Origin of the sequence: Paenibacillus sp. NRS-1760, from assembly GCF_050467785.1 — a bacterium.
Lineage (GTDB): Bacteria > Bacillota > Bacilli > Paenibacillales > Paenibacillaceae > Pristimantibacillus.
Genome location: NZ_JBITPK010000005.1, coordinates 170,705 through 197,596, shown reverse-complemented (window position 1 = coordinate 197,596; position 26,892 = coordinate 170,705). Strand labels below are relative to the sequence as shown.

The 26,892-nt window shown below is 44.5% G+C and carries 18 protein-coding genes and 1 riboswitch; of the genes, 16 read left to right on the top strand and 2 right to left on the bottom strand.

Annotated features, from left to right (window positions below):
* Positions 1-43: 43 nt before the first annotated feature.
* The 11 genes from ACIFSR_RS01455 to ACIFSR_RS01405 all read left to right on the top strand — a co-directional run bounded on the left by ACIFSR_RS01455 (position 44) and on the right by ACIFSR_RS01405 (position 12,390).
* A complete protein-coding gene (locus ACIFSR_RS01455; protein WP_430054635.1) occupies positions 44-1,486 on the top strand; it encodes a DHA2 family efflux MFS transporter permease subunit in 1,443 nt (480 codons plus the stop codon).
* A 144-nt stretch (positions 1,487-1,630) separates the two neighbouring features.
* Positions 1,631-2,308 (top strand): response regulator transcription factor, encoded by a 678-nt coding sequence (locus ACIFSR_RS01450; protein WP_339203725.1) that lies wholly within the window; start codon positions 1,631-1,633, stop codon positions 2,306-2,308.
* Entirely contained in the window at positions 2,305-3,720 is a 1,416-nt protein-coding gene (locus tag ACIFSR_RS01445; RefSeq protein WP_430054317.1) for an ATP-binding protein, read from the top strand. Before ACIFSR_RS01450 ends, ACIFSR_RS01445 begins: the two co-directional genes overlap by 4 nt.
* 127 nt (positions 3,721-3,847) lie before the next feature.
* The gene (locus tag ACIFSR_RS01440) at positions 3,848-4,987 is read left to right on the top strand and encodes a Fe(3+) ABC transporter substrate-binding protein (protein ID WP_430054315.1); all 1,140 of its coding nucleotides are present in this window, start codon (positions 3,848-3,850) and stop codon (positions 4,985-4,987) included.
* Between the two features lie 2 nt (positions 4,988-4,989).
* A complete protein-coding gene (locus ACIFSR_RS01435; protein WP_430054313.1) occupies positions 4,990-6,645 on the top strand; it encodes an ABC transporter permease in 1,656 nt (551 codons plus the stop codon).
* Positions 6,642-7,307, top strand: coding sequence for an ABC transporter ATP-binding protein (locus ACIFSR_RS01430; RefSeq protein WP_430054311.1), 666 nt, complete (start codon positions 6,642-6,644; stop codon positions 7,305-7,307). Before ACIFSR_RS01435 ends, ACIFSR_RS01430 begins: the two co-directional genes overlap by 4 nt.
* A gap of 14 nt (positions 7,308-7,321) precedes the next feature.
* A riboswitch (cobalamin riboswitch) is annotated at positions 7,322-7,522 on the top strand.
* 177 nt (positions 7,523-7,699) lie between these two features.
* Positions 7,700-8,467, top strand: a complete 768-nt coding sequence (locus ACIFSR_RS01425; RefSeq protein ID WP_430054309.1) for a DUF4430 domain-containing protein — start codon at positions 7,700-7,702, stop codon at positions 8,465-8,467.
* Complete coding sequence (locus ACIFSR_RS01420; RefSeq protein ID WP_430054306.1) at positions 8,460-9,329, top strand: energy-coupling factor transporter transmembrane component T; 870 nt, start codon at positions 8,460-8,462, stop codon at positions 9,327-9,329. The genes ACIFSR_RS01425 and ACIFSR_RS01420 overlap by 8 nt, the downstream gene beginning before the upstream one ends.
* Positions 9,320-10,969 carry an ABC transporter ATP-binding protein gene (locus ACIFSR_RS01415; RefSeq protein ID WP_430054304.1) on the top strand — a complete coding sequence of 550 codons (1,650 nt, stop codon included), beginning with the start codon at positions 9,320-9,322 and terminating at the stop codon, positions 10,967-10,969. The genes ACIFSR_RS01420 and ACIFSR_RS01415 overlap by 10 nt, the downstream gene beginning before the upstream one ends.
* A complete protein-coding gene (locus ACIFSR_RS01410) occupies positions 10,957-11,643 on the top strand; it encodes an ECF transporter S component (protein ID WP_430054301.1) in 687 nt (228 codons plus the stop codon). The genes ACIFSR_RS01415 and ACIFSR_RS01410 overlap by 13 nt, the downstream gene beginning before the upstream one ends.
* A gap of 102 nt (positions 11,644-11,745) precedes the next feature.
* The gene (locus tag ACIFSR_RS01405) at positions 11,746-12,390 is read left to right on the top strand and encodes an HNH endonuclease (RefSeq protein WP_430054299.1); all 645 of its coding nucleotides are present in this window, start codon (positions 11,746-11,748) and stop codon (positions 12,388-12,390) included.
* 122 nt (positions 12,391-12,512) lie between these two features.
* Here the strand turns inward: ACIFSR_RS01405 and ACIFSR_RS01400 are convergent, their stop codons facing one another.
* Positions 12,513-14,531 (bottom strand): serine hydrolase, encoded by a 2,019-nt coding sequence (locus ACIFSR_RS01400; RefSeq protein WP_430054297.1) that lies wholly within the window; start codon positions 14,529-14,531, stop codon positions 12,513-12,515.
* Between the two features lie 482 nt (positions 14,532-15,013).
* Between ACIFSR_RS01400 and ACIFSR_RS01395 the strand changes: the two genes are divergently transcribed.
* Together ACIFSR_RS01395 and ACIFSR_RS01390 are read left to right on the top strand one after the other, a co-directional pair.
* Positions 15,014-18,238 (top strand): glycosyl hydrolase, encoded by a 3,225-nt coding sequence (locus tag ACIFSR_RS01395; protein ID WP_430054296.1) that lies wholly within the window; start codon positions 15,014-15,016, stop codon positions 18,236-18,238.
* Between the two features lie 166 nt (positions 18,239-18,404).
* On the top strand, positions 18,405-19,838 hold the full coding sequence (locus ACIFSR_RS01390; protein WP_430054294.1) for a cellulase family glycosylhydrolase: 1,434 nt from the start codon (positions 18,405-18,407) through the stop codon (positions 19,836-19,838).
* Positions 19,839-19,976: 138 nt separating this feature from the next.
* Here ACIFSR_RS01390 and ACIFSR_RS01385 read toward each other — a convergent pair whose 3' ends face one another.
* A complete protein-coding gene (locus tag ACIFSR_RS01385) occupies positions 19,977-20,981 on the bottom strand; it encodes a LacI family DNA-binding transcriptional regulator (protein ID WP_339203713.1) in 1,005 nt (334 codons plus the stop codon).
* Between the two features lie 517 nt (positions 20,982-21,498).
* On the opposite strand from ACIFSR_RS01385, the gene ACIFSR_RS01380 reads away from it, so the two are divergent.
* The 3 genes from ACIFSR_RS01380 (at position 21,499) to ACIFSR_RS01370 (ending at position 26,889) form a co-directional block, all read left to right on the top strand.
* On the top strand, positions 21,499-22,860 hold the full coding sequence (locus ACIFSR_RS01380) for an ABC transporter substrate-binding protein (RefSeq protein WP_430054292.1): 1,362 nt from the start codon (positions 21,499-21,501) through the stop codon (positions 22,858-22,860).
* A 202-nt stretch (positions 22,861-23,062) separates the two neighbouring features.
* Positions 23,063-25,966 (top strand): extracellular solute-binding protein, encoded by a 2,904-nt coding sequence (locus ACIFSR_RS01375; RefSeq protein WP_430054633.1) that lies wholly within the window; start codon positions 23,063-23,065, stop codon positions 25,964-25,966.
* Positions 25,967-25,983: 17 nt separating this feature from the next.
* Positions 25,984-26,889, top strand: a complete 906-nt coding sequence (locus ACIFSR_RS01370) for a carbohydrate ABC transporter permease (RefSeq protein WP_430054290.1) — start codon at positions 25,984-25,986, stop codon at positions 26,887-26,889.
* Positions 26,890-26,892: the final 3 nt, after the last annotated feature.

The following is a 26,892-nucleotide window of genomic DNA, read 5'->3' as shown; positions in this document are numbered from 1 at the left end:
ATGCTAGATAGATAATAGGAGAGTGGAAGGCTTGCAAGCAACAATGACAGAATCGAAACAAAATACGGGGCAAAAATATAAAGTAATCCCCATTATGATTTCATTATTATTAAGCGGCTTTATCGGAATGTTTAGTGAAACGGCATTAAATGTAGCACTAAGCGATTTAATTCGCGTCTTTGATATCACGGCGCCAACGGTACAGTGGTTGACGACGGGATACTTGCTGACGCTCGGCATATTGGTTCCCGTATCGGGACTGCTGCTCCAGTGGTTCTCTACAAGGCAGCTATTCATAGCCGCACTTAGTTTCTCCGTACTAGGAACATTGGTAGCGGCGCTCGCACCAAGCTTTGAAGTTCTAATGGCTGCGCGTGTTATCCAAGCAGTCGGAACGGCGCTTTTGCTGCCGCTTATGTTTAACACAATTCTTATTATTTTCCCGGCTGAGAAGCGGGGAGCGGCAATGGGTGTAATTGGGCTTGTTATTATGGTTGCGCCTGCTGTAGGCCCAACGATTGCAGGACTCTTGATTGAAAACTTAAGCTGGCACTGGATTTTCTGGTTGTCGCTTCCGTTCCTAGTCATTGCACTATTATTCGGGATTATGTATATGCAAAATGTATCTACCATAACAAAACCGAAAATTGATATTTTTTCTCTCGTATTCTCAACGCTTGGGTTCGGCGGTATTGTGTTTGCCTTTAGCAGCGCGGGTGAAGGTGAAGGCGGCTGGGGCAGTACAAAAGTGATTGCGACCATGATCGTTGGTATATTGTCCCTTGCGATTTTCGCTGTTCGTCAATTGACGATGAAGCAGCCGATGATGAATTTACGGGCGTTTAAGCATCCGATGTTTGTTGTAGGAACGTTAATGGTATTTATTTGTATGATGGTTATATTATCTTCTATGCTCGTTCTGCCTATGTATTTGATCAGTGGACTTGGTCTTAGTGCACTGACAGCTGGCCTCATTATGCTGCCAGGTGGACTTATTAACGGAATTATGTCTCCCATTATGGGCAGCCTGTTCGATAAGTTTGGTCCTAAGTGGCTTGTTATTCCAGGTCTTGTCATCGTTGCCGCTGCGCTATGGTTCTTCTCAGGCATAACGACAGCATCAACGATTACATTAATTATTGTCCTTCATTCATGCTTGATGATCGGTATTTCGATGGTATGGATGCCTGCACAAACAAACGGGCTCAACCAGCTGCCACGCGAGCTGTACCCGGATGGTACGGCGATTATGAATACACTGCAGCAGGTCGCTGGCGCTATCGGTACCGCAGTTGCAGTAAGTATTATGACCGCAGGAATGACCGGCTTTATGAAGGATGTGGCTGATCCTACAGATCCAGCCAATGCTCCGCTTGCGTTGACAGCAGGAATTCAGAACGCATTTATTTTCGCTATGATTGTTGCCATTATCGGTTTGATCGTTGCTTTCTTCATTAAACGGGTTCATGTGAGCAAACAGCATTAATAGATTTGAATACCAGAGACAGTCTATGGGAATATGGACTGTCTCTTTTTTGATAGAACGATTGACTGTGAGAACAATTATCAATTACAATGATTGAAAATATGCTGTAGACAAGCATTTGCAATACTAAAGGCGGGTCAATCCATGAAAAAGATTTTACTTATTGAGGATGAAAGAAATTTAGCGCGTTTTATTGAGCTTGAGCTGCGTCATGAATCGTTTGAGACAGTTGTTACTTATGATGGCAATAGTGGTCTAGAGCGCGCCTTGCGAGAAGAATGGGATGTTATTTTATTGGATCTTATGCTGCCTGGCATGGACGGACTTGAGGTTTGCAGGCGTATTCGGGAATCAAAAGCAACACCTATTCTTATGCTGACAGCGAGAGACAGCGTTACAGACCGAGTATCTGGCCTTGACAGCGGGGCGGACGATTATATCCCGAAACCGTTTGCGATTGAAGAGCTGCTTGCACGTCTACGCGTTGTATTTAGGCGACAGGATATGATTGCATCAGATCAGCGTTCCATTTTGTCTTCTGGCGAGTTAAGTGTTGATTTAGACGCTAGAATCGTTAGCAGAGGCGAACAAATCATAGAGTTGACTAAGCGGGAATACGGATTGCTGCTTGCTTTCATGCAAAATCCAAACCGTGTCTTCTCACGCGAAACGCTGCTTGATACCGTATGGGGTTACGATGCGGCTGTCGATACGAATGTTGTTGATGTATATGTGAGATATTTGCGCAATAAGATTGATGTCCCCGGAGGAACGAGCTGCATTCAAACGCTGCGCGGTATTGGGTATGTGATGAAAAAATGAATAATTTGCGCGTAAGTTTCTCACGAATACCGATCGAGTGGAAGCTGACATTATGGTCGGCGCTGCTGTTATTTCTTTTATTTGCTGCGTACAATACCGTTCAATATATGTTTGTAGAGAAGTGGATGAATAAACAAGCAGAGACGAACACACAGGAAGACATGCGGGAAATATTAAACTATTTATTGGAAAAGGAGTTCACTTTCGAGCAATCGGAGCTGACTTCAATACGAAGCTTTCTTGAAAAAGTAAATGGTAAAAATCAGCTAATCCGCGTGCTTGATGAAGATGGAGCACCGATCATGATTGTCTCTGATAATCTAACAGAGCAGTGGTTAAGTGCTTATCCTTCTTCGAGTTTAGCTGCCAAAGGGTCGTGGTTTCTTGACCAAAACCTGCTGCTTATGCGCAGCCCTTTAACGATCTTCTCGTTTAATGGAACAATCGAAATTGTGAAAAACATCGAGGATTTTGAGAAGCTTAGTTCAGCTTTTTTTCGAATTATGTTAATTTGCTGTGTCGGTGCCATTATTATAAGCGGCATCGGCGGAGGATTGCTGGCGCGTCAGCTGCTAAAGCCGCTTCAAGCGATGAATGTTGCGATGACCGGCGTAAAGCAGAAGGGCTTACAAGAAAGGGTTCAGCTAAACGAAAATAAAAATGATGAAATTGCAACGCTCATGAAGCTGTTTAATGAAATGATGGATCAACTTGAGCGCTCGTTCGGGCAACAGAAACAATTTGTAGAGGATGCTTCTCATGAGCTAAGAACGCCAATTGCCATCATTGAAGGGCATCTCGCACTACTGCAGCGCTGGGGAAAGGATGACCCTGCAGTTCTGGAAGAATCTCTGCAAGCTTCGTCGCAGGAAATTGCTCGACTGAAAGGACTTGTACATGAGCTGCTGGCATTGTCTCGTGCAGAGAAAGAGCCGACTTACGGGAATGAGATGAGCAGCCATTCGAAGCAGAAGATGGAACAGCTTATTAGAAATGTAGAGGTGCTTCATCCGGAGTTCACTTTTCATGCTGATTTGAGTCTTTTGTCAGACGTAGATCTATTTGTGTCTGAGCAGCATTTGGAACAAATTATGCTCATCTTACTTGATAATGCAGTCAACTATTCGGGAGAAAGCCGAAGAATAGAGCTTTGTTGCTTGTTAGGGGAAACGGATGCTGTCATTCAAGTCACAGATTTTGGCGTTGGCATATCTGATCAGGATTTACCGCTCGTTATGAATCGTTTTTACCGCGCAGACCGTTCGAGGAGCGGCACAAGCGGCGGTCATGGACTCGGTCTGGCGATTGCGAACCGTTTGGTGCAACGATATGACGGTAGTTTGCTCATTGAAAGTAAACTTCATCAAGGTACCACCGTTTCAGCTGTTTTTAAACGAGTTACCCGAAAATGAATGTCGGGTAGCTTTTTTTTATTTTCACAGCATTTTCTCATTTTAGTAGGTTACAATAGGAACTGTTGAATTGGTGGTAATGATTTTCATTATCAAATTAAAAGTGGGAACGAGAGGTATGACCAAGATGAAAAAGAATTATATCGTAAGTGTCGTATTGTTAACGATGCTGACAGTGCTCGTATTAGCAGGTTGTGGAGCGAATAATGCAGGAAACGATAAGACGAATGCTTCTTCGCCATCGCCAGAGGCGAGCCCAGCAACGACTGAAGCAGCCGGTGGAAGTAATGATACGAGTAAGAATAACAACAAAGAGCAAGTCGTAAACGTGTTTACAGCAAGACACTATGATGTTGACAGCCAGTTGTTTGATGCCTTTACGAAAGAAACAGGCATTAAAGTCAATGAAATTAAAGGTACAGCAGAAGAGCTCGTTGAACGTTTGAAGCGAGAAGGAGAAAGCTCAGAAGCAGATCTGTTCATTACAGTAGATGGCGGCGTTCTAAATTATGCGAAGCAAAATGAAGTGCTTCAACCGATCCAATCCACAACGGTTGATAGTAATGTACCCGCAGAGCTGCGGGATAACGAAAATAATTGGGTTGGCATTGCAACCCGTGCACGCGTTATCGTTTATGCCAAAGATCGTGTGAAGCCGGAGCAGCTGTCCACCTATGAAGATCTTGCAAATGCCGCATGGAAAGGGAAAGTATTGGCGCGCTCGTCTGCCAGCCTTTATAATCAGTCGCTGCTTGCTTCATTCATCGAACTAAATGGAGAGCAAAAGGCTGAAGAATGGGCGAAGGGGATTGTAGCAAACTTTGCTCGTGATCCAGAAGGCGGAGATCGCGACCAAGCGAAAGCGGTCGTTGCTGGTCTAGGTGATGTTGCGATTATGAACACTTATTACGTTGGGCAAATGTTGAATTCGAAGGATATGGAAGAGGTTAAGGTTGCAGAGAAAATTGGCGTATTCTTCCCGAACCAAGAAACGACAGGCACACATCTTAACATCAGCGGTGTAGGCCTTACTAAGCATGCTAAGAATAAAGATAACGCTGTTAAACTGATCGAATTCATGACAGGCAAGGATGGGCAAACGCTGTTAACGCAAGGAAGCTTCGAATTTCCTGTAAATGCTGCTGCAGAAAAGCCTGAGTTGTTAAAGGGCTGGGGTGACTTTAAAACACAGAAGCTGGATTTCTCCAAGCTGGGCGATCATAACAAAAAAGCAGTCGAGCTTCTGGCTAAGGCAGGTTGGAAATAAAAATGATGGCTTCCATCTCTTTGCGAAATTTAAAGAGAATATTGAACGGCTGGGTTATATTGAGCGTAATAGGGGCCATCATGGCCCTTATTCCGTCTCTTTATATTTTTTTCGGTTTGTTTGACAAACCGAATGAAAACTGGCAGCAAATCAAAGAGTATATGCTGTTTGAATCTGTCGTTCAATCTTTATATCTTGTAGTAGGATCGGTGTTTTTCTCCGTTATCATCGGCGTGTCGCTTGCATGGCTTGTTGCAGCCTATGATTTCCCGATGCGGAAGTTCTTTCACTTTGCATTTTTGCTGCCACTGGCTATTCCACCATATATTGCAGCTTATACTTACGGTTCTATGCTGAGCTACACGGGCAGTATACAAGTTTTTATGCGAAATACGCTCGGCGTAACCCCTAACCAAGCTTATTTTGATATATTGTCCATGAAAGGCGCTATTTTCATATTTTCAATGTTTTTATTTCCTTACATTTATTTGATGACCAAAACCTTTATGGAGAAGCAAAGCGCAGCTTTCATAGAAAACGCAAGATTGCTCGGCAAAGGGCAGCTTCATATCTTTTTTCGAATCGTATTGCCTTTGTCGCAGGCTGCAATTATCGGCGGAGCCAGCCTCGTCGCATTTGAGGTACTGAATGATTTTGGAGTAACCAAACATTTTGGCATTGCTTCGTTTACTGCAACGATTTTCAAAACATGGTTTGGTATGTATGACGTTGATTCTGCCCTGAGATTATCTGCACTCCTAATGAGCGCTATTATTGGATTGTTTATTATGGAGAGACTCCTTCGCAGGCGAAAAATGTATCATTCCGCGACAAGCAAGCTTAATCCGCTTAAACGAAGGAAGTTATCCTATTTAGGGACAGCTGCTGCTATTTTTGTGAGCACGGTTATATTTGCCCTCTCGTTCGCTATTCCAGTAATTCAGCTCCTCGTTTGGGCGAGATGGACCTATCAAGATGTATTGAACAGCAAATTTGCACAGCTCGTCTCCAACACGCTTTTGGTTTCCATTGTTGCGATTACTGTGTTGATGCTGCTTGCCGTTATTGTCGCCAATGTAAGCCGCAGCCTGAATCGATCGCTTTTGTCGCTTGCAGCAACGAAGCTAATTTTAATGGGCTACTCTATCCCGGGTGCTGTTTTGTCCATTGGCGTGCTTGCTTTGTTTATTTCTCTAGACCATCAATTAAGCGGCGTCTACTCATGGTTAGGCTTTGGATCGAGCAAGCTCGTGCTCAGCATGTCGCTCGTGATGCTTATTTTCGCCTATGTAATCCGCTTCCTTGGTGTAGGATTTAATGCGGTGGAAGCGGGATTTGATAAAATAGGCAATCGTTATTCTGAAGCTTCCAGAACGCTTGGCATAGGTATGACGGCTACCTTCTTCAAAGTGGACTTGCCATTAATAAAAGGCTCCATATTAGCAGGCTTCCTGCTTACCTTTATGGAAATTATGAAGGAGCTGCCGCTGACGCTGCTGCTGCGCCCATTTAATTTTGAGACGCTAGCGACTAAAGCTTATCAATATGCAAGCGATGAGCAAATTCATCAAGCTTCGGTACCGTCTTTATTTATAATCACGGTGGGTATGGCAACTGTTTTTGTTTATCATTGGTTGGGAGAGAAGAAATCCAGATGAACTTTTTTGAGCTGACTAACGTTTCTTTTAGCTATGATAATGGGAAAAAGAGTGTATTAGAAAACTTTACGATGCAAATGCAGAAGGGTGAAGTTGTTGGAGTGCTTGGTCAAAGCGGTTGCGGAAAAAGCACGCTGCTGCGGATTATTGCCGGGCTTGAGATTCCTGCCTCGGGACGTATTGCCGCTGGCGGCAGGGTTTTAGTGGATGATCAGCAGTTTATTCAGCCTGAGCAGCGCGGCATAGGCATGGTTTTTCAGGATTATGCGTTGTTTCCTCATCTGACTGTCGGTCAAAATATATTATTTGGTTTGCATCGATTATCAAGAAAAGATAGATTCAAACGGCTGGATGAAATGCTGGAGCTGATCCAGTTAAAGGATTTCGTCAAGCGATATCCGCATGAGCTTAGCGGCGGTCAGCAGCAGCGTGTTGCTTTTGCTCGTGCGCTTGCCCCGTCTCCCTTGATGCTGTTGATGGATGAGCCATTCAGCAGTTTGGATTCACACTTAAAGCAAAGCATCAGGGAGGAGCTGAAGCAATTGCTTCACCAAGCCCAAATTACGTGTATGTTCGTCACCCATGATCAAGAGGATGCAGCTGCTATTTGCGATCGAATCATTCAAATCCCATATAGACAAACCCCAGCAATCCCGATATGATTGATTAAATAATCGCATAATTGAATAGAGAAGGTGCAAACAAAAGCATGCTTTTGTTTGCTTAATAGGGAAGTCCGGTTCAATGCCGGCGCGGTCCCGCCACTGTATGTGAAGAGTGATTCTCTGCAAATGCCACTGTCCGATTCAAGGATGGGAAGGTGTGAGAATCGCGTTGACGCACGAGCCAGGAAACCTGCCTTTTTTATTTTGTTTCTCATTCTTCGGGGGTAAAGAATGTGGAGGCGTAATCGTTTTGCAGGACGCATCATATATTTTAGTTATATACGGTTGCTATTCTTACATTCGACATGCAGATCCCCTAATAGAAGGGGGTCTTTTTTTTTATTGTTAAGGTTTGTGTGAATGAGATAAAAAGGAGTAGAAAAGAGACGATGGCAAAGATCTGCAAGAAATGGTTACCAAGCTTAATCATCCTATGGCTGGTGATTGGTTTATTAGCTGGCTGCGCCAGTCCGGCACAGAGCGTTAATTCCACTACCAATCAAGTGCAAACCAGCAACGAAGGACAAGTGGAAAAAGAAGCGGAGAAAGCCGCTGATGAGCAGCCAACGAGTACTTCAGCATCAGAAACAACAGAGGCAACGCAGTTGCCTAGCAAAGATCAAGATAAAGCGAAGGCAACTGACGACGCTGGCGATAAGCAAGCAACGCCTTCCCCGAAGCCGAAGCAGACAAATGAGCCGAAATTGGATGATCCCAAAACGAAGCCTACTGCTTCTGCGAAACCAAATAAAACAGATGGCGCGGCTACTGCGAAGCCCGTCACCCCTGCTGCTACGCCAAATCCTGTGCAGACGGTTACGATTTCTATTGTCGCGGACAAAGATACGGGAACGGTGCTCCCTCCAACAGCTGTAGAGTTCAAGAAGGATGATACCGTTCTTGATGTATTGAAGAAAATTACGAGAAAAAACAAAATACAAATGGAATACAGAGGTGTTAAAGGCGGTGCATATATTGAAGGCATCGATAATATTTACGAATTCGATTTGGGCGCGAAGAGCGGCTGGATGTACCGAGTAAACGGTGAGTTTCCTAACAAGGGCGCCGGGGTTTACAAGGTTAATGAAGGCGATGTTATTGAATGGTTGTACACGACTGATCTTGGCGAGGATATAGGAGCAAAATTCGATGAATAGTGCGTTCGGTTCGGTACATCCGGTTACGAGCTTCAGTTATTATGCAGGAGTCATTACATTCGGCATGCTCTTATTTCATCCTGTTTTCTTATTGACGTCACTTGCTGCGATTACGGTAATTATTGTCATTCATGGCGAAGGGAAGCGGCTGCTTAAGCTGCTTCCTTATTATGTTCTAATGGGCGGTTTAGTTGCTGTTCTTAACCCGCTGTTTTCTCATCGCGGGCGGCATATTTTATTTTATTTTATGGATCAGCCGATCACGTTGGAAGCTATTTTATATGGTGTGACGATGATGCTCTCTTTATTGTGCATTTTATTAGCCTTTGTATCGTTTCAGCAGATTGTTACGACGGAGAAATGGATGTATTTATTTTCAAGAGTCGCTCCGCGAACTGCACTGCTAACCTCGATGTCGATTCGGTTCGTACCGCTTTTCTTGCGGAGACTGGATCAAATTACTACGGTTCAACGAATAAAAGGGGTTTCGATTCTCGAAGGCAGCTTGAAAAAACGGAGCAAGGACGGCATGCTGCTTGTTCGTGTGTTGTTGACCTGGTCCTTGGAGGAGGCGCTTCAGACCGCTGATTCTATGAAAGCTAGAGGGTATGGCGCAGCTAAACGAAGCTCTTATGTCATCTATCGTATGGATCGTAGAGATTGGTATGTTCTATTGTTTCTTGGAGCAATGGCACTAGTATGCATTTGGGGCTGGATGCAAGGTTTTGGTGTGCTTACTATTTATCCGCGTCTGGAAACAATGCAGTTTCATAGGGGGGAAGGCATTGCATACGCTTGCTATTGCGCCTTTCTGTTAACACCAGTCGTACTTGAAGAAATGGAGAGAAGGTCATGGAAGTAATTCAGATTGATCAATTGACGTTCCATTATCCGGAATCAACGGTTGCAGCACTCGATAACATCACTTTAAATATCAAGCCAGGCGATTTTGTCGTTCTTTGTGGGGCATCCGGCTGCGGCAAAACGACGCTGCTTCGGCACTTGAAAAAAGAAACGCAGCCTACGGGGAAACGCTCAGGCACCATTAAGTATAATCGTGTATTGCTAGAGGAGCTGCCTGCGGTCGAGGCGGCTGAACATATCGGCATGGTGTTTCAAAATCCTGAAAATCAAATTGTGATGGATCAGGTATGGCATGAGCTGGCTTTTTCCATGGAAAATGTCGGTTATGGGCAAGCGGTTATGCGTAAACGACTAGCCGAAATGAGCCATTTCTTTGGGCTGGATGAGCTGATTAACAAATCCGTTCATGAAATATCGGGGGGACAGAAGCAGCTGATCAATCTTGCTTCAGTATTGCTGCTGCAGCCAAAGCTGCTTCTATTAGATGAGCCCACCTCGCAGCTTGATCCGGTAGCGGCACGAGATTTTCTGCAGTTTATTTATCGGCTGAATCAGGAAATGTCGATGACGGTTATTATAAGCGAGCATCGGCTGGAGGATGTTATTCCACTTGCAGATCGAATCATTCTGCTGGAGGAAGGCAAAGTGAAATATGACGCGCCGCCGAGAGAGCTATGCAGGCTCGTTGGTGCTGATGCAGCACAAAAAGAAATGCCATACCTGCCTTCCGTTACGAAGCTGTTTCTATCTACCCAGAAGGCTGGCAACCTACCAGAAGCAAATCAAATTCCGCTTACCGTGCGTGAAGGGAAGAAGTGGCTCTCCAATGATTTCGGTGTACATACAATAGCCGCAAATCAATCAGTAATCAACGAAAGCAGAGAGCTCGAAAAAAAGGAATGGCTGCTTGCTTGTGATGAAATAACGTTTAAATACGAAAAAGCGAGTGCAGAGGTGTTGAAGAAGCTGTCGCTTAACGTGTACAAGCATGAGTTTTTGGCGGTGCTCGGCGGCAACGGGGCTGGAAAAACTACGATGCTGCAAATGATGGCCGGATTATTAAAGCCGCAGCGAGGCAAGCTGAAGCGGGATAAATCGATTAAAGTCGGTTATTTGGCGCAAAATCCACTGCTTTATTTTAGCTACGATACAGTTGAAGAAGAGCTTCAGCGAATGGCGGATTACGCCAAACTCGATGATCGGGATCGGAAAATAGCTCAGGTTGTCGATTCCCTGCAGATTTCCTCTATTTTGCCGAAGCATCCTTATGATTTGAGCGGAGGAGAGCAGCAGAGAGCGGCGTTAGCGTTAGTGCTGCTAGGTGAGCCGGATGTTCTATGCTTGGATGAGCCGACAAAGGGGCTTGATCCCATAGCCAAGCAGCGAACAGCGGAGCTGCTGCAGCAGTTATGCGATGCAGGCAAAACCATAGTCATGGTCACGCATGATATTGAATTTGCTGCAGAGCATGCAACGCGCTGCGCGATGCTGTTTGATGGAGCAATATCTGCTGAGGCGGAGCCGGCACAATTTTTTGGCACTAATTATTTTTACACAACAGCCATCAATCGAACGGTGCGGGAATGGCTGCCAGAAGCGCTGACGACAGAGGATGTGATTGCAACGTGGGCAAAATAAAGCTCTGGTTCATAGCCAGCATTGGACTGTTCATCGCAGCTATGGCCTTATCCTCTGCCATTACCGATGATCATTATTTAATGCTAAGTATCGTGCTGCTATTTGTCACGATGATTCCTTTTTTTGCAAGGTTTGAGAGACGGAAGATCGAAGCGCGCGAGATTGTTATCCTTGCTGTGCTGGCGGCGATTGCGGCCATCAGCCGCGTACCGTTTGCACCGCTGCCGAGCGTTCAGCCCACATCTTTCGTCATCATTATTGCTGCGATTGTGTTTGGAGCTGAATCGGGCTTTATTATGGGCGCAATAGCTGCAGTCGTATCGAATATCTTTCTAGGTCAAGGCCCGTGGACGCCGTGGCAAATGTTTTGCTGGGGAATGATCGGGGCTAGTGCGGGGTGGCTGCGGCATACTTGGCTCATCAAAACAAAGACCGGCTTGCTCATATTTGGTTTCGGATGGGGCTTCTTGTTTGGCTGGATCATGAATATTTGGTTTATCATCGGATTGCCAGACGCGCTGAGCTGGAATTTGATTTTTGTTTCCTACATTCAAAGCTTTTATTTTGATCTTGCGCATGCGCTGTCCAATGTTTTTTTTCTTGCCGTGTTTGGGAGCAGCTGGATTGCCATATTGCAGCGCTTCAAGAGGAAATACGGTTTATTGGAATCATAGGTTATGTGCCGTTTCCCCCTCGAACCTATATTAATGCTACAATAGTATAAAAACACGAGGGGACGAATTCGGCTGCATAGCTAATTATATGCTCCGGAAAAAATGATGGATGATACAGAACCTCTTGCTACCAAACCATGCGTTATTTGCAAGGAAACGAAACCGCTCTCTGAGTTTCTGCGGCGAACGGGCAAACGAGCCGGCGCTGGTGCAAGGCGCGGTGCATGCCGAGCTTGCAGGCAAGAGAAAGCGGCTTTAGCTTCATTGCCTGATGTTCAACTTAATGATTATAAAGCAATACGAAGAAAAGCTCATCCCCGCAAACCATTCCCGGTTCCACCGTTGACATCCATAACGCTGCCGAATGATCCGGCAGTACTAAAGCCTACGCGTCAAGGTACGATTTGGATGAGAGGCAAGACGGATAAAGGACGGCGCTGGTATCAAGAAATTGAGCCAGAACTTGCGATAACGCTGGTGAAGGAGCATGCTGCGGTTATCGTCAATCGCCATACGATACGCCGATTGTTCAGCAATAAGGAATTCCGGCGCTACATCTTGGAGCGTGACCATCACGTTTGTTATTTTTGCGGGGAGCAGGGGGATACGATCGATCACATGCTGCCGCGCGCTAAGGGCGGGCATACAACGCCGGATAATTGCGTCTGTGCTTGCAATGCTTGCAACCAATCGAAGGCGGATCAAGACCTGCAAACGTTTATGAACAGTGATGAGCTTATTCCTTAGAAGCATTAATGAATGATTGAGTGATCCGTATGTTGTACTGCTTTCGTAACAACTGACGTTTATACAAAAAAAGACTGCATAGTTCGCCTTGATGAAGGGCGACTACGCAGTCTTTTTTTGTATTAGATGCCTGCACTTGACGCAAACAATTTAGCGAAACGGTTTAAAATCGCAGCAGCTTCCTTTTTGAGCAGCGGATCTTTCGAACGAAAATCTGTACCTTCATCTGTCGATTTTATTTCTGGTCCATATAAACGAGCTCCAACAATGAATTGAACCGCTTCTTCAGCCCAACCTGAAGTCTTGCCGCTCAGCTTCGCTGGAATGGGAGGGAAACCAAGAAAACGTGATAATCGATAGATAATGACAGCAGCTTCTTCCCTTGTAATCGTTCGGTCTGGTTCAAACCTCTGGGCTGAAGTACCGCTTAATACGTGAATCTCTAGCAAGGTTTGAATTTCTGTTTCATATGGATGAGCCTTTAGATCCGCGAAATTAGAGGGCTGGTGTGATTTGGTAATACCAGCTAGTTGTACAATCTGAGCTGCGAATTGTGCACGAGTCGTTTTTCCATCTGGTTCGAAAAGAGTAGACGTTTGATTCAAAACCCCGCCCAAATCACGTAAAGTATAAATGTCATCGGCATATGGATGATTGCGCGGTACGTCTGAATAGTTGGGTGATGGGGTTATGCGTTCGCACCAAGCATCAATAAGTAAATAATAAAAGTATGAGATATTGCCAGCTTCATCTTTTTTAAATGCGCCAAGTTTTCCATCTTCATCTTGGAACAGCAGCTCGCCAACGGGTTTTAGTTTCCTGGTGCTATTGGGTCCGGCAACGGATAAATAACCATCTTCAGCCTTTACTTTGTAATAAATGAGCGGGGCGCGCAAATACTGGTAGCTGCCTTCAAAGTGTGCTAATTGTGCCTTGGTAAGTGTAATAGCTGGCCGCTCTTTCTCTGTTTTAGGGTAATAATGATCCATAAACGCGGCGAACAGCTGCTCACGTATATCGCTGGCATCGCTGTTCGTTACAACAAATCCGCCTACCTTTTGTTCAGGCAGCAGCCACATCCACGAATGATAGCCCTCCAAATCTCCGCCCTTTCCAATGACAGTCTCACCATTGAAATGTTCTTGGAAAAACATCTCAAAACCTAAAGCCATGTTCGGAATTTCTGAATGAATGCCAACCTGTACCCGCTGCATCTCCTTAACTGTATTTTCCTGTAAAATACGATTTTCACCAAGCTTGCCGCCATTTAATTGAGCGAGCATAAATTTGCTCATATCCGTGCCTGTTGCGAACATGCCCCCGTCTGGCGCTATTGTAGGCATGAGCTGGTATTGCGGCCAAGGCTCCTTTAATTGGTTATAGCCGGTAGCAAGGTTTTCCAGTACTTTATCCGTCATCCGGAAATCACTGTTTGTCATTTGCAGCGGACGGAATATTTGATCATCAATGACTTGTTCGAATGGCTTGCCAGTCACATTTTGCACGATTAATCCTTGATAATTGAAAGCTAAATTATCATAGCGATAAGCCGCTCCCGGCTTACGCACGATGGTAGGTAAATTCTCTTTAATATATTGTTCGAGAGGATAGTCTTTGCGGGTCGCATCTGGAGCAGTCAACACATCTGTTTTGTCGAAACCTGTTGTATGAGTCAATAAATGTCGCATCGTTAGTTTGCTGCCGGTCTTATTGGGAATCGTCACACCTTTCAAATAGGGGCTTACATCCTGATCCAAATCTATTTTGCCTTCTTCTACGAGCTGCATGACGGCTGTTGCTGTAAACACTTTGGATATGGAAGCTATTCTGAACATGGTTTTATCAGGATCAACAGGTTTCTTGCTCTCCACATCGGCATAACCATAACCTTTGTTCAGCAGCACTTTATCATTGCCCACCACTACCACTGCACTTCCAGCTAGCGAGCTCGCAACCTCTGGACGTTTAAAGAACTCATCGACAAACGCCTCAACTTCCTTAGCATCCTTGGGGCCAGCTGCATCTGCTGCCTCAACGCTCCTTGCAGGAAATGAGATGGCTGAAAAGGCGATCACTGCTGCGAGCAGGGCGGGAGCCCAAGCTTTCCTGCTTTTCCTTCTTTGTTGAAACACCAACATCATTGATTTCCATCCTTTCGATTAATATGTAATTTATTTCCTCTTAACTTTAATGGAATCGCCGTTTCATCAAATCAGTCATTGGTCTAATTGTTACCTAGACTTTAGTCGAAAGGGTAGGTTTTGTTTGCAAGGTTTATGAAAATTGTTATTCGTTTGAGCTAGCAAATGAGACAAAGAGCAGCATTTATACGGCTAAATTCGACAATAACAAAAATATATTTTGTTATTATAAAGTTATTTATTATTTTTATTGCATAAATAATGTTATTTATGTTATCTTCTCAATAACGAAATGCTGCTTGTAAATTTACCCATGCAGCAAGATGCTCCTGTTCAAGTAACTTAGCTACTTACGTCTACTAAACGTAGAAAGGAGGTGGTTTATTTTTGAAAGCGTTTTCTGACGGGACTAATTATACTATCGCAAGGCGAATGTCCCAAAAGCATAGCTTCATCATTATGAATTAGAGGTGACGAATGAAATGGGTTTTAACTACCGATGGGGAACACGGAAGGTTTTGTTTTATGCTTTGATTCTAACGTATGTTATGGGTGCCATTCCTCTCTACCCTTATGTAAACGCGACTGCATCAGCTATTAAATATGAAGCAGCAAATGCAGAAGTAGAGGGCGCTGCACAATTCTTGACTACAACTGCAGGAGGTGACATTCAATATATTGGAAACGGTTACATTTCATTTTTCACTGGTGATCCTGGAGCAGCAACCTTTCATGTTCAAGCAGCAGCAGCTGGCTTATATAAGCTGAACATTGGTTATTACTCGCCTTATGGACGGAAGGTAACGTCGCTGCTCGTAAACGGTCAGAGCAACGGGGAGATTGAGCTGCCTGCAATTGCGGAGGCGGGCTCCGTTACAGCAGAAGCTTCCGCAGGGAAAGTTATGCTGAAGCAAGGCGACAATACGATTCGTTTTGAAAGAGGCTGGGGTTATTATGGCATTGAATACATTTCACTTGAATCCGCGGATACCGTTAATGTGCCAGATACCAGCCAATATGAAGCGGAAGCGGGGATTTTGGCGGGTGGAGCAGAAATACGCTCTACTGGAAACGGCTATTCCGGCGACGGTTATGTTTTTATTCCAGGAGGATCTGTTCAGTTAAATGTATCTGCTCCTGCTGAAGGCTTTTATACGCTGGATTTTGGTTACAGAGCTTCTTACGGCTTCAAAAAAACGCTAATAACCGTTAATAAAAATCAAGCCGGGGCTTCAGGGTTTGAAGTTGATCTTAATGAATCAGCTGAATTTGTTGAAATATCGGCAGGTAAGGTTTTTTTGAATGCAGGAAACAACACGATAACCTTTGATGCCAATTGGAGTTGGTATGACATTGATTATATAAAGCTCACTCCAATGCCTATCGAGAATAAAGAGCATCAGGTTCCAAAGTCGTTGATCAACCCAAATGCAACAAGGGAAGCGCGTGCGCTCATGAATTATTTAGTTGATAACTACGGCAAAAACATCATTTCCGGTCAGCAGGAATTATCTGATGCGGAGTGGATTTATGAAAAAACCGGCAAGCTTCCTGCGATGGTTTCCTTCGACCTTATCGACTATTCTCCTACTCGGGTAGCTCATGGTACGAAGTCAGAGGAAACAGAAAAAATGATGCAGTGGGCGGAGAGAGGCGGGATCGTATCCCTTTGCTGGCATTGGAATTCGCCAAACGGTTTAATCGATGTGCCGGGCAAAGAATGGTGGAGAGCCTTCTACACCGACTCCACAACGTTTGATGTTGAGTATGCGCTTAGTCATCCGGATTCAGAGGAGTATAAGCTGCTGCTCAGTGACATTGATGTGATTGCCATTCAGCTGAAGAGGCTTCAGGATGCGAATATTCCAGTTCTATGGAGACCACTGCATGAGGCAGAGGGAGGCTGGTTCTGGTGGGGCGCCAAAGGACCAGAGTCCGCCAAGCAGCTATATCGATTGATGTATGAGCGGTTAACAAACGAGCATCAATTGAACAATTTGATTTGGGTGTGGAACTCCGTGTCATCGGACTGGTATCCAGGAGATGATGTGGTTGATATTATTAGCACCGACATTTACAACCAAGCAGGCGATTATAGCCCAAATATTAATAAATATGATCGTCTAGTAGAGGTCGTCAAGGATCGCAAGCTTGTGGCGCTACCGGAGACCGGAACGATTCCAGATCCTGATTTGCTGCCTTTATATGGTGCAGACTGGAGCTGGTTCAGCACATGGACAGGTGATTTTATTAGGAACGGTATTTATAATTCGGCCGAGCATCTTACTCATGTCTTCAACCATGAATATGTCATTACGCTCGATGAGCTGCCCAGCAACTTGTCAACCTACGGCTTGAAAGCGCCAGAGTGGATCAATGCTGAGTTACAAGCAGCAAATGTCAATCAAACGAGCGCCACCTTGTCATGGAGCGGTGCATCAAGCGAGCAGGAAATCATAAATTATTTGATCTATAAAGACGGTATTCAACTGGCTGCGGTGAATGGCTCCAGCAGCAGCTATGAGGCGAGCGGACTAGCAGCGGGTACAAAATATACGTTTAAAGTAGAAGCGGTTACACGAGATGGAATTTGGAGCGTTGGCGGCCCTCAATTTGAAGTAACCACTTTGTCTGAGCCCATCGTAACGCCGTCTAATCCAGACACTAGCCAGCCTCCTGCAGCGGGATCGAGCAGCAAACAAACGATTCAGCTAAATAGCGCGGAGTTTGAGGCAGCTGTCGCCAAAGCTCAAAATAGTACAATCCTTGTTACCGGGACTCCAGCAGCAGGAGCTAAGGAGGTAAAGGTCAATATTCCAGCTGAGCAAATAGCCAAGGCTATAGACAAAGGTCTTGAGCGGATAGAAGTGAATATCGGTTATGCTGCGATTACAATTTCACTTTCCGAATTATCAAGCCATTTAAGCGGAACATCTGCAACGATTACGTTCACATTCTCTATTGTCGATCCATCCCAAATGAGCGATCTTGCCCAAGCTAAGATTGGTGGCGCGCAGGTTTATGATTTGAATCTTGACATTGACGGAAAGAAAATAACAACATTTCATGCAGTATCCTTAAAAGTTGCTTTGAATTATTCACTAGCCTCAGGCGCGAATCCAAACATGATCGTGACATACCACATCAAAGAAAGCGGCGAGCTTGAGGTTGTAAAAAACAGCTATTACGATGCAGCAACAAAAAAAGTTATTTTTCATCCCACTCATTTCAGTCAATATGCAGCTGCGGCAGTAGATGTTTCATTCAAGGATAAAGGCTCATCCGCAGCAAGCCAGGACACGATCGATTATTTGGCTGCAAGAGGCATCGTACAGGGAAAAGGCAATGGTTTATTTAAGCCTCTTGACCTTGTGACAAGAGCGGAGTTTGTTCAAATCATTATTCAAGCGTTTGATTTGAATGACGATACCGCCAGCAACACATTTAACGACGTTCCGAGTGATGGCTGGTATACCAAGGCTGTTTCAACAGCTCAAAAGCTCGGGCTTATTAGAGGAAAAGAAAACGGAAGCTTTGGTACGCGCGAAGCCATGACTAAGCAGGATGCGGCAGCAGTGTTGGAACGCGTCGCCAAGCTTATTGGAAGTACAGCACTCAAAAGTAATGATTCCATATTAGCAAAGTCAGTTGTGAACCGTGAGCAAGCGGCTGAAATGGTTTCTAATTTGATGCGGTTTCTCGATTAAGGAAAACGAAGAAAGCAGCAGATGATGAAAGGGGGTTGTAGGCTCTCATCAATATGTCATCGTCTTTAAAGTAACAGGCAGCCAGATCAAACACTAAGAACCGAGACTGCAAAAACAAAAAAACAGTTGGAGGGATTTAGTTATTATGATGATCAGGAGATTGAAAATGACGTTTATGCTTGTGCTTATGCTGGCTTTGGTAGTGCCTTTTATCGCAACTGAACAAACCCATGCGGCTAACGGTTTTTATGTAAGCGGAAACAATTTGAAGGATGCAAACGGGAACAACTTTGTCATTCGAGGTGTCAATAATGCTCACGCATGGTTTGATACACAAGCGTATGATGCGCTAAGCACGATTAGCTCGAAAAAAGCGAACGCTGTTAGAATCGTCTGGACGACAAGCGGTTCGGCATCGCGGTTGCAGCAAATTATCGATCGTTGCAAACAGCTCGGCATGGTTGCTATTGTTGAACTGCATGATGCAACAGGCTCTAACAGCGCAACTGCTTTAAATAATATGGCTAACTATTTTGCCAGCAGCGCGGTTAAAACGATTTTGACGAGCAATGAAAAGTATGTGCTCGTTAATATCGCTAATGAATGGGGCGATGGGAATCTTGCGGATACCGCTTGGCGCGATGCGTACAAGACGGCTATTTCAACCATTCGAAATGCTGGAATTCATAACACGATAATCGTTGACGCCTCAGGCTGGGGACAAAATTCTTCACCAATCAAAGCATATGGCAACGCACTCCTTACTCATGATCCGGATCATAATGTCATGTTCTCCATTCATATGTACGGCTCATGGAATGACTCTTCTCGGATTGGCACGGAGCTGCAAGCGATTAAAAATTTAGGTTTGGCTGTTATGGTTGGAGAGTTTGGCTATAACTACAATAACGGCAATAACAACTTGGGAAGTCAAGTTAATGCACAAGAGGTCATGAACCAAAGTCAGGCGAAAGGCATCGGTTATATGGCATGGTCATGGACAGGAAATGATTCGGCCAATTCGTGGCTGGATATGACGACAAGTGATTGGCAGACGCTAACTTCATGGGGCAATCTTGTCATTAACGGAACAAATGGCATTTGGGCTACTTCTATAAAAGCTTCCGTGTTTAACAGCAGCAGCAGCTCTACGTTGTACGATTTTGAAGGCGGAAATGCACAAGGGTGGACGGCATCAAACGTTGCTGGCGGGCCTTGGTCTGTAACGGAATGGGCGGCAAGCGGCAGCAGCTCGCTCAAAGCAGACGTTACGTTAGGCGGCGGTCAATTTTATTTGCAATATGCAGGTGCTAATAATTTCATTGGCAAATCTTCTGTTTCTGTTAAAGTGAAGCATGCTGCATGGGGAAGCTTTGGCAGCGGCCTGCAGGCGAAGCTGTTTATTAAGACGGGCTCCGCTTACACTTGGTATGACTCAGGAACGGTAAACATCAATTCATCGGGGTCATCTACGATTTCACTGAGCTTATCTGGAGTAGCCAATTTGGGTGATGTGCGTGAAGTAGGCGTTCAGTTCATTTCACCTACTAACTCAAGCGGATCAACTTCGGTTTATGTAGACAGTGTTGTGCTGCAATAACGAAATGGCTGGAGCGATTCACCGACGATTAATTTGTATAATAAAGCAGGACTTCCCGCATCGCCATTTCGAACGGATTTTTAAACGAAGCACTACTGCGAAAAGAGGATGACCGCGATGGTCATCCTCTTTTTATGTTTAATTTCTGAAAATAATCTCAGCTTGGATAAGGGTCCTCTCGTAGCTCGTTGTTGCGTTGAGTATTCTCCAAAGCATCTGATCAACAGCACGTTTGCCGAGCAGTTCCTTATCTACATTAACAGTAGCCAAAAAAGGAATCTGAGGATGGGTATTGTCAAAGCCGGTGAAAACGAGCGTTTCTGGAATATACATGCCGATATTTTTCAATGTATCTAACGCAAAAGAGGCAAATATATCATTGGCGCAAACAAATACTTCAGGTAAACCATGCTCCTCAATAGCAGCTTTGAATGTATCGTGAAAGTTTTCAATTTCCGGTCCCATTAGGGAAGGAATTTGCTTTAGTTCAATATCATTGTCCTCGAGAGCTGAACGGAAACCAAGGAATCGTTCATAGAAGCTTTGCGCATCTCTAATATTTCCTAAAAATTGATAGTTTTTGTAGCCTTTTGTAATGACGGCGTTCATTATTTCTCTCATGCTGGACAAGTTGTCTGTAAAAATCGAGTCGCAGTGAAAGTTTGGATCGTAATGATCGACCATTACGACAGGAATGCCGAGCCGTTTAATATCAAGCAACACAGAGGTAGAAATAGAGCCTACAGTAATAATGCCCATAATGGCTTCTGGGTTTAAAAGTGAGAACATGGAGTCGTTAGTAGGCTCGGTTAATGTAAGGATGTTAATGCCCTTTTGGTTCAGCCTTGTAGATATGCCGTTAAATATTGGACCCCAATATAAGGAATCAGTATTTTGATAACGAACATTTGGGAAAAGCACTAGTATGGTTCCGGACCAGCTTCGTGATTCTGTATCCATCAGTTCGCTTGAAACAGGAGGCGTCTGAGCGTCCTTAAAATAACCGAGCTGTCCTGCAGCTCTTAATATCACTTCTCTTGTTTGTGGACTAACCCCCGATTTCCCGGATAACCCTCGTGAGACTGCGAATTTTGACAACCCTGTATAATCGGCAATTGATTGAATCGTTACCTTCCGGCGCATAAATTTCATCCTACCTTAATTAGTTAGTTTGCCAAGCCATCTATATGTAAAGAAGTCCATTATTATATGTGAAGAAATGCTAGTCATTATTTTACCGTATTGTTACTAACAATTAAACTTGTTTTTTAATTGCTAAAAAACATTAAACATCATTATTTTATTTAGAGTTTTATTTAGGAAGTTCATTCACCTCAATGCTTTATTATTGTCTTTTTGTTATTTTGTTATGTAGATAAATATAGCTGTTTTTTCAAGGGTATACAAGCGATAAAACGGAATTTAACTTATTTTTTTAGAAATATTAGTGCATTTAGATAACAAATAAAAAACAATTGACCAGTTTTGTTTTTGATGTTATATTCGTTATGCAAAAAGAAATAACAAATTACGGAAATCAAATAACGAAAAGGCGGTGAAGTTAGCTGTTTGGTTTTTCAAAGTTTAGGAATGAAAGCGCTTTTAAATGGGGATTTTTACTTTATACCAACTGATGAATGTAAAAATGGGAGGTTCGGTCATGAGAAAAATACAAGGTTTGTCCATTTTGGTGTTATGTTTCATGCTCATACTTACAGCTTGCAGCGGCGGGAACGGCGGAAATAAAGGAACGAATAACGCTCCAAAAGAAAGCGCTGTCACTGATCCGACTGCAGCACCTGAGGAATCCACAGCAACACCAGAACCAGTCGATATGGGGGGACGCGTTATTAAAGTAGCTGCATGGTGGGATTTGACACCAGCAGGAGCTACGGCTTCCGAGAAAGAGCGTCTCGCTAAGATCGAAGAAGTTGAAAAAAAATATAATGTGAAAATCGAATTCGTAAACGTTCCTTTCGAAGAATACATGCCGAAGTTTACGGCTACTGTCCTGACAGGTGAGCCTTTTGCAGACATCGTTCAAATGGAATACAAAGCAGCATTGCCGGCTGTATTGAAAGGCCAGCTGCTTCCGATCAGCGAGTTTACAACTTCAGCTAATAACATCAACAACGATGCAAACTTGATGGCTAAAGCGCCTGCTATTGCTGGCGGCGAATATGCATTTGACAATCCAGGCTCAGGCGGTACAGCCATGCACTACAATCGCGATTTGTTCAAAAAACTTGGCCTTCCGGATCTTCAAGAGCTTTACACAGGCGGCCAATGGAACTGGGACAAGTTTTTGGAAATTGCAAAGCTAGCAACTAAGGATACAGACAATGACGGAAAAATTGACGTTTATGGCTTCTCAGGCTGGTCCATTGATATTTTCCGCAACTTTACTGCTGCAAACGGCGGCAAAATCGTTGACGAAGGAACAGGCGTTCAAGGCTTAACCGATCCAAAAACGATTGAAGCGGCAGAGTTTGTGAACCGACTATATAACGTTGAGAACGTTATGAAAATTAAAACAGGCGACAGAATGAATTATGAAGAATTCAACACGTTTAAAGACGGCGATGTAGCGATGTTCCAAGCACCGGTATGGAATATTGGTGATTTAACGTTCGATATCGGCGTTGTGCCTATTCCGAACGGACCTCAAGGAAGTCCAGAAGTTACGTATGCGAACCCGGGACAAGCGGCTAAATTTATTCCAAAAGGCGTAAAAGACGCGCAATTGGTTTACCAAATTTACGAAGAAACATTTGATATTACTCAAACCGAAGAGTTCCCTAGCCAAGAGTGGCTGGAAGGTCTCTACAATCACGAGGAAGATGTAGCTATGCAGCGTGATCATATTACGAACACAGGCCAAATCTTGCTGGATGATGCTTATCCTGAATTCCCGACTGGAAAGTTCGTTACAGATATTATCGTAAATAATCAATCAGTGACTGCGACTGCAGAGAAGTATAAGCCGGAAGCAGAAGCGTCAATAGCCAAGCTTTCTAAGTAATTGAAGGCAGCGGTTTAATGTATAGGTCGGGGGACGTCTTTCATGACTTCCCCCGATTGTATGAGAACGAGGAAAATAAATGCTAGAAGATATATGGGCTTATATTTCACCATCAAACGTGAGCTTCCCCGCCTATGGACGGAGAAACCGTTTATGCATGTAAGGAGGACCTCTGGTGATAAGCAATTTGCGGCTAACCAATATGGCAAGGAAGCTAGTCCCTTTTGTTTTGGCAGTTTTAATGGTGCTTCCGTCAGTGCCTAAGGCGCATGCAGTCGGCAGTTCGGATAATGCGCTGACGGAGGAGTCCGTTCAATCCGGATCGACGAACATCTCGGCTTATAATGAACAAAAATATCATGAATATGTCTCGCAATATGAGGCGGCTGCCCGTCCAGAGCGTGAAATCGTATTAGAAGCAATCAATTACAGCCATGTAGAGGGTGCTGAGTTCGAGAAGCTTAACAACTACGAGGGCATGGACGGATCTTCCTTGTTAACAGGCGAATCGGGCAAAGTGGAATGGTCATTTGATGTGACTGATGCGGGTCTTTATAATCTTTCTTTGCTCTATTATCCCATTGAAGGAAAAAGCTCAGCGATTGAACGGGATTTATTCATTGACGGAAAACGTCCGTTCAGAGAAGCTGCTTTCCTGCAGTTTGACCGTGTTTGGGATAATCAAGCAGCTCAAGTTGTTCAGGACAATCAAGGCAATGATCTCAGACCAAAGCAAGTGGAGAAGCCGAGATGGAGCGAGAAAACATTTCAAGATTCCGATGGTTACGAGAATGAACCCTTCTTATTTTATTTTTCGCAGGGCAAACATACGATTACGCTTGAATCTACACGGGAACCGATGGTCGTTAAACAATTGAAACTATTTCAACAGCCTGCTCCACTAACCTATGAACAGTTGCTTAAGCAGTATGAAGCAGATGGTATGAAGGCGACGAGCGGCCATTTGATTACGATTGAAGGCGAGGCTTCCACAGCAAAGTCTTCACCTACCTTGTATCCGCTAAGCGAGCGTTCAAGTGCTGCAGTATATCCTTACAGCTCTTCAAAAATAAAAATTAATACGATTGGCGGCTTGAATTGGCGTCTACCTGGTCAATGGATGGAATGGGAAATTGATGTCCCTGAAACGGGGCTTTACCAAATTGCCTTTAAAACGCAGCAAAACTTCGTTAGAGGTATTTATTCAACTCGTACATTAACCATTGACGGCGAAATTCCTTTTAAGGAAATGGAAAAGGTTGCGTTTCGTTATAAGAGCTCCTATCGGCTTGATGTGATGGGTGGAAAGTCTCCTTATTTATACCGCCTGGAAAAAGGAAAGCATACACTCAGGCTTGAGGTAAGCCTAGGCGAGTTTGCCCCGCTCATTCGAGAGGTTGAAAGCAGTCTTTATAATTTGAATGAAATGTATCGCAAAATATTGATGATTACGGGAACAAAGCCCGATGAATACCGTGATTATCAGATTGAGAAAAAAGTTCCCAACATACTTAACGTTTTTGAAGAAGAAAGTGAACGTCTTAAAACGATTGCCGCGCAGCTCGTCAAATTATCAGGACAATCCAGTGACCAAGAGGCTCTTCTAAAGACGATGTCACTGCAATTGGATGAGATGGTTGAGAAGCCGGATACCATTCCGAGAAGGCTTGGAGCCTACAAGACAAACACGGGCGGACTAGGAACTTGGGTTCAGCAAGCAAGGCAGCAGCCGCTTGAGATCGATGCGCTGTATGTCGCCTCACCAGATAAGAAATTCCCTAAAAAAGGGATGGGCTTCGCCGCGAATCTTAAGCATCAATCTGCAACTTTTATTTCTTCTTTCTTTACGGATTACAATCAGATCGGAAATATTTCTGAGGACGCCGACCAAAGGTCGATTACCGTATGGATCGGAAGCGGACGGGATCAAGCCAACACGATGAAGGCGATGATTGACGAAACCTTTACATCCGTTACCGGCATTAATGTCAACTTGAAGCTGGTAAACATGGGAACACTGCTGCCTGCAACGCTGGCGGGCCAAGGTCCCGACATCGCCATGCAGATTGAAAATGATTTGCCTGTTAACTTTGCGATGCGCAACGCTTCAACTGATTTGACACAGTTTGCTGATTTCGAAGAGGTGAGGGAACGTTTCCGTCCAAGCGCAGTTGTTCCATACAGCTATGATGGCGGGGTTTATGCGTTGCCGGAAACACAAACGTTCAACATGCTCTTTTACCGTAAGGATGTGCTTGATCAGCTGGATCTGGAAATTCCGCAAACTTGGGATGAAGTTTCTAATTTACTAGCCGTTCTAAGTAAAAATCATATGCAATTCGGTTTGCCAGTTGTGGCACAAGCTGCTGTTCAAGGGCAAAACATACCGCCAAACTCGATGTATGCGGCACTATTATTTCAGAATGGCGGACAGCTTTACCGCAATGATGGCAAAGAATCCGATCTAGATTCACGCATTGGCATCGAAACATTCAAGCAATGGACGGAGTTTTATACCGACTATAAATTAGAACGGGAATATGATTTCTCCAATCGCTTCCGTACGGGGCAGATGCCAATAGGCATTGCAGATTATACAACCTATAACCAGCTTTCTGTATTTGCGCCAGAAATTCGCGGCATGTGGGGTTTCGCCCCTGTTCCGGGAACCATACAGAAGGATGGCTCCATTAATCGTGAGGTGCCAAGCGGAGGCAGTGCTGTCGTAATGATGAAGAAGGCGAAGGACAAGGAAGCATCATGGGAGTTCATGAAATGGTGGACCAGCGAAGCGACACAAACGGTGTTTGGTCGTGAAATGGAAGGTTTGATGGGCGCAGCAGCCCGTTATCCGACTGCCAATATTAAGGCACTCGACAGCTTGCCATGGCCGGTTGCCGATTACGAAAACTTGAAGGCGCAATTTGAATGGGTACAAGGGGTGCCGGAAGTGCCAGGCGGATATTTCACAGGCCGACATTTGTTTAATGCATTCTATAAGACGGTTGTTGGTCAAGTGCAGGCGCGCGAATCGATTATGGACTATGTCCAATATATGCAGGATGAAATTACAACGAAACGAAAAGAGTTCGGGTTGCCGCAATAATGGAGGGAGGGTCAAGCGTGCAAAATTGGTGGAACCTGAAGCTGCGGGAAGTGAAAGCAAACAAACACTCCTACATATTGCTGGCGCCTTACATGGTTCTGTTCGCCGTGTTTACAGTACTGCCGGTTTTGGTGTCGGTGGTGCTTAGCTTTACGTACTTCAATATGCTGGAGTTTCCAAAGTTTGTCGGCTGGCAGAACTATACGCGCTTATTTCTAGATGATGATGTTTTCCTCATTGCCGTTAAGAACACGCTGTTGTTCGCTGTAATAACGGGACCGATTAGTTATATCGCGTGTTTTGTTTTTGCATGGATTATTAATGAGCTGTCTCCAAAGCTGAGAGCGATAATGACACTCGTATTTTATGCGCCGTCCATATCCGGAAACGTGTATTTTATATGGCTGATGATTTTCTCCGGCGATCGTTATGGTATTGCCAACGGTTTTTTATTGAAGTTGGGCATCATTTTGGAGCCGCTTCAATGGTTGAAAAAAGAGGAATACATTTTGCCGATCATCATTCTTGTTCAGCTTTGGCTTAGTCTTGGAACGGGCTTTCTTGCATTTATTGCAGGTTTGCAAACCGTTGACCGGACATTATATGAGGCTGGCGCAGTCGATGGCGTGAAGAATCGCTGGCAGGAGCTTTGGCACATTACATTGCCTTCGATGCGGCCGCAGCTGATGTTCGGGGCAGTGATTCAGATTACGACGGCATTTGCAGTGGCTGATGTTTCGATCGCTCTCGCAGGGTTCCCAAGCGTCAACTATGCAGCGGAGACGATAGTTACTCACTTAATCGATTTCGGTACTACCCGTTTTGAGATGGGTTACGCTTCTGCCATTGCTTCTGTGTTATTTATGATTATGGTGGGATCGAATCTCATCGTTCAAAAACTTCTTCGCAGGGTAGGTGAATAAGTT

Excerpts from the sequence above, each read along its gene's own strand:
- ACIFSR_RS01400 (WP_430054297.1), bottom strand. The coding sequence starts at position 14,531 with ATGATGTTGGTGTTTCAACAAAGAAGGAAAAGCAGGAAAGCTTGGGCT.
- ACIFSR_RS01385 (WP_339203713.1), bottom strand. The coding sequence starts at position 20,981 with ATGCGCCGGAAGGTAACGATTCAATCAATTGCCGATTATACAGGGTTG.
- ACIFSR_RS01445 (WP_430054317.1), top strand. The coding sequence starts at position 2,305 with ATGAATAATTTGCGCGTAAGTTTCTCACGAATACCGATCGAGTGGAAG.
- ACIFSR_RS01440 (WP_430054315.1), top strand. The coding sequence starts at position 3,848 with ATGAAAAAGAATTATATCGTAAGTGTCGTATTGTTAACGATGCTGACA.
- ACIFSR_RS01425 (WP_430054309.1), top strand. The coding sequence starts at position 7,700 with ATGGCAAAGATCTGCAAGAAATGGTTACCAAGCTTAATCATCCTATGG.
- ACIFSR_RS01405 (WP_430054299.1), top strand. The coding sequence starts at position 11,746 with ATGATGGATGATACAGAACCTCTTGCTACCAAACCATGCGTTATTTGC.
- ACIFSR_RS01450 (WP_339203725.1), top strand. The coding sequence starts at position 1,631 with ATGAAAAAGATTTTACTTATTGAGGATGAAAGAAATTTAGCGCGTTTT.
- ACIFSR_RS01380 (WP_430054292.1), top strand. The coding sequence starts at position 21,499 with ATGAGAAAAATACAAGGTTTGTCCATTTTGGTGTTATGTTTCATGCTC.
- ACIFSR_RS01415 (WP_430054304.1), top strand. The coding sequence starts at position 9,320 with ATGGAAGTAATTCAGATTGATCAATTGACGTTCCATTATCCGGAATCA.
- ACIFSR_RS01435 (WP_430054313.1), top strand. The coding sequence starts at position 4,990 with ATGATGGCTTCCATCTCTTTGCGAAATTTAAAGAGAATATTGAACGGC.
- ACIFSR_RS01390 (WP_430054294.1), top strand. The coding sequence starts at position 18,405 with ATGACGTTTATGCTTGTGCTTATGCTGGCTTTGGTAGTGCCTTTTATC.
- ACIFSR_RS01455 (WP_430054635.1), top strand. The coding sequence starts at position 44 with ATGACAGAATCGAAACAAAATACGGGGCAAAAATATAAAGTAATCCCC.
- ACIFSR_RS01395 (WP_430054296.1), top strand. The coding sequence starts at position 15,014 with ATGGGTTTTAACTACCGATGGGGAACACGGAAGGTTTTGTTTTATGCT.
- ACIFSR_RS01430 (WP_430054311.1), top strand. The coding sequence starts at position 6,642 with ATGAACTTTTTTGAGCTGACTAACGTTTCTTTTAGCTATGATAATGGG.
- ACIFSR_RS01420 (WP_430054306.1), top strand. The coding sequence starts at position 8,460 with ATGAATAGTGCGTTCGGTTCGGTACATCCGGTTACGAGCTTCAGTTAT.
- ACIFSR_RS01375 (WP_430054633.1), top strand. The coding sequence starts at position 23,063 with ATGGCAAGGAAGCTAGTCCCTTTTGTTTTGGCAGTTTTAATGGTGCTT.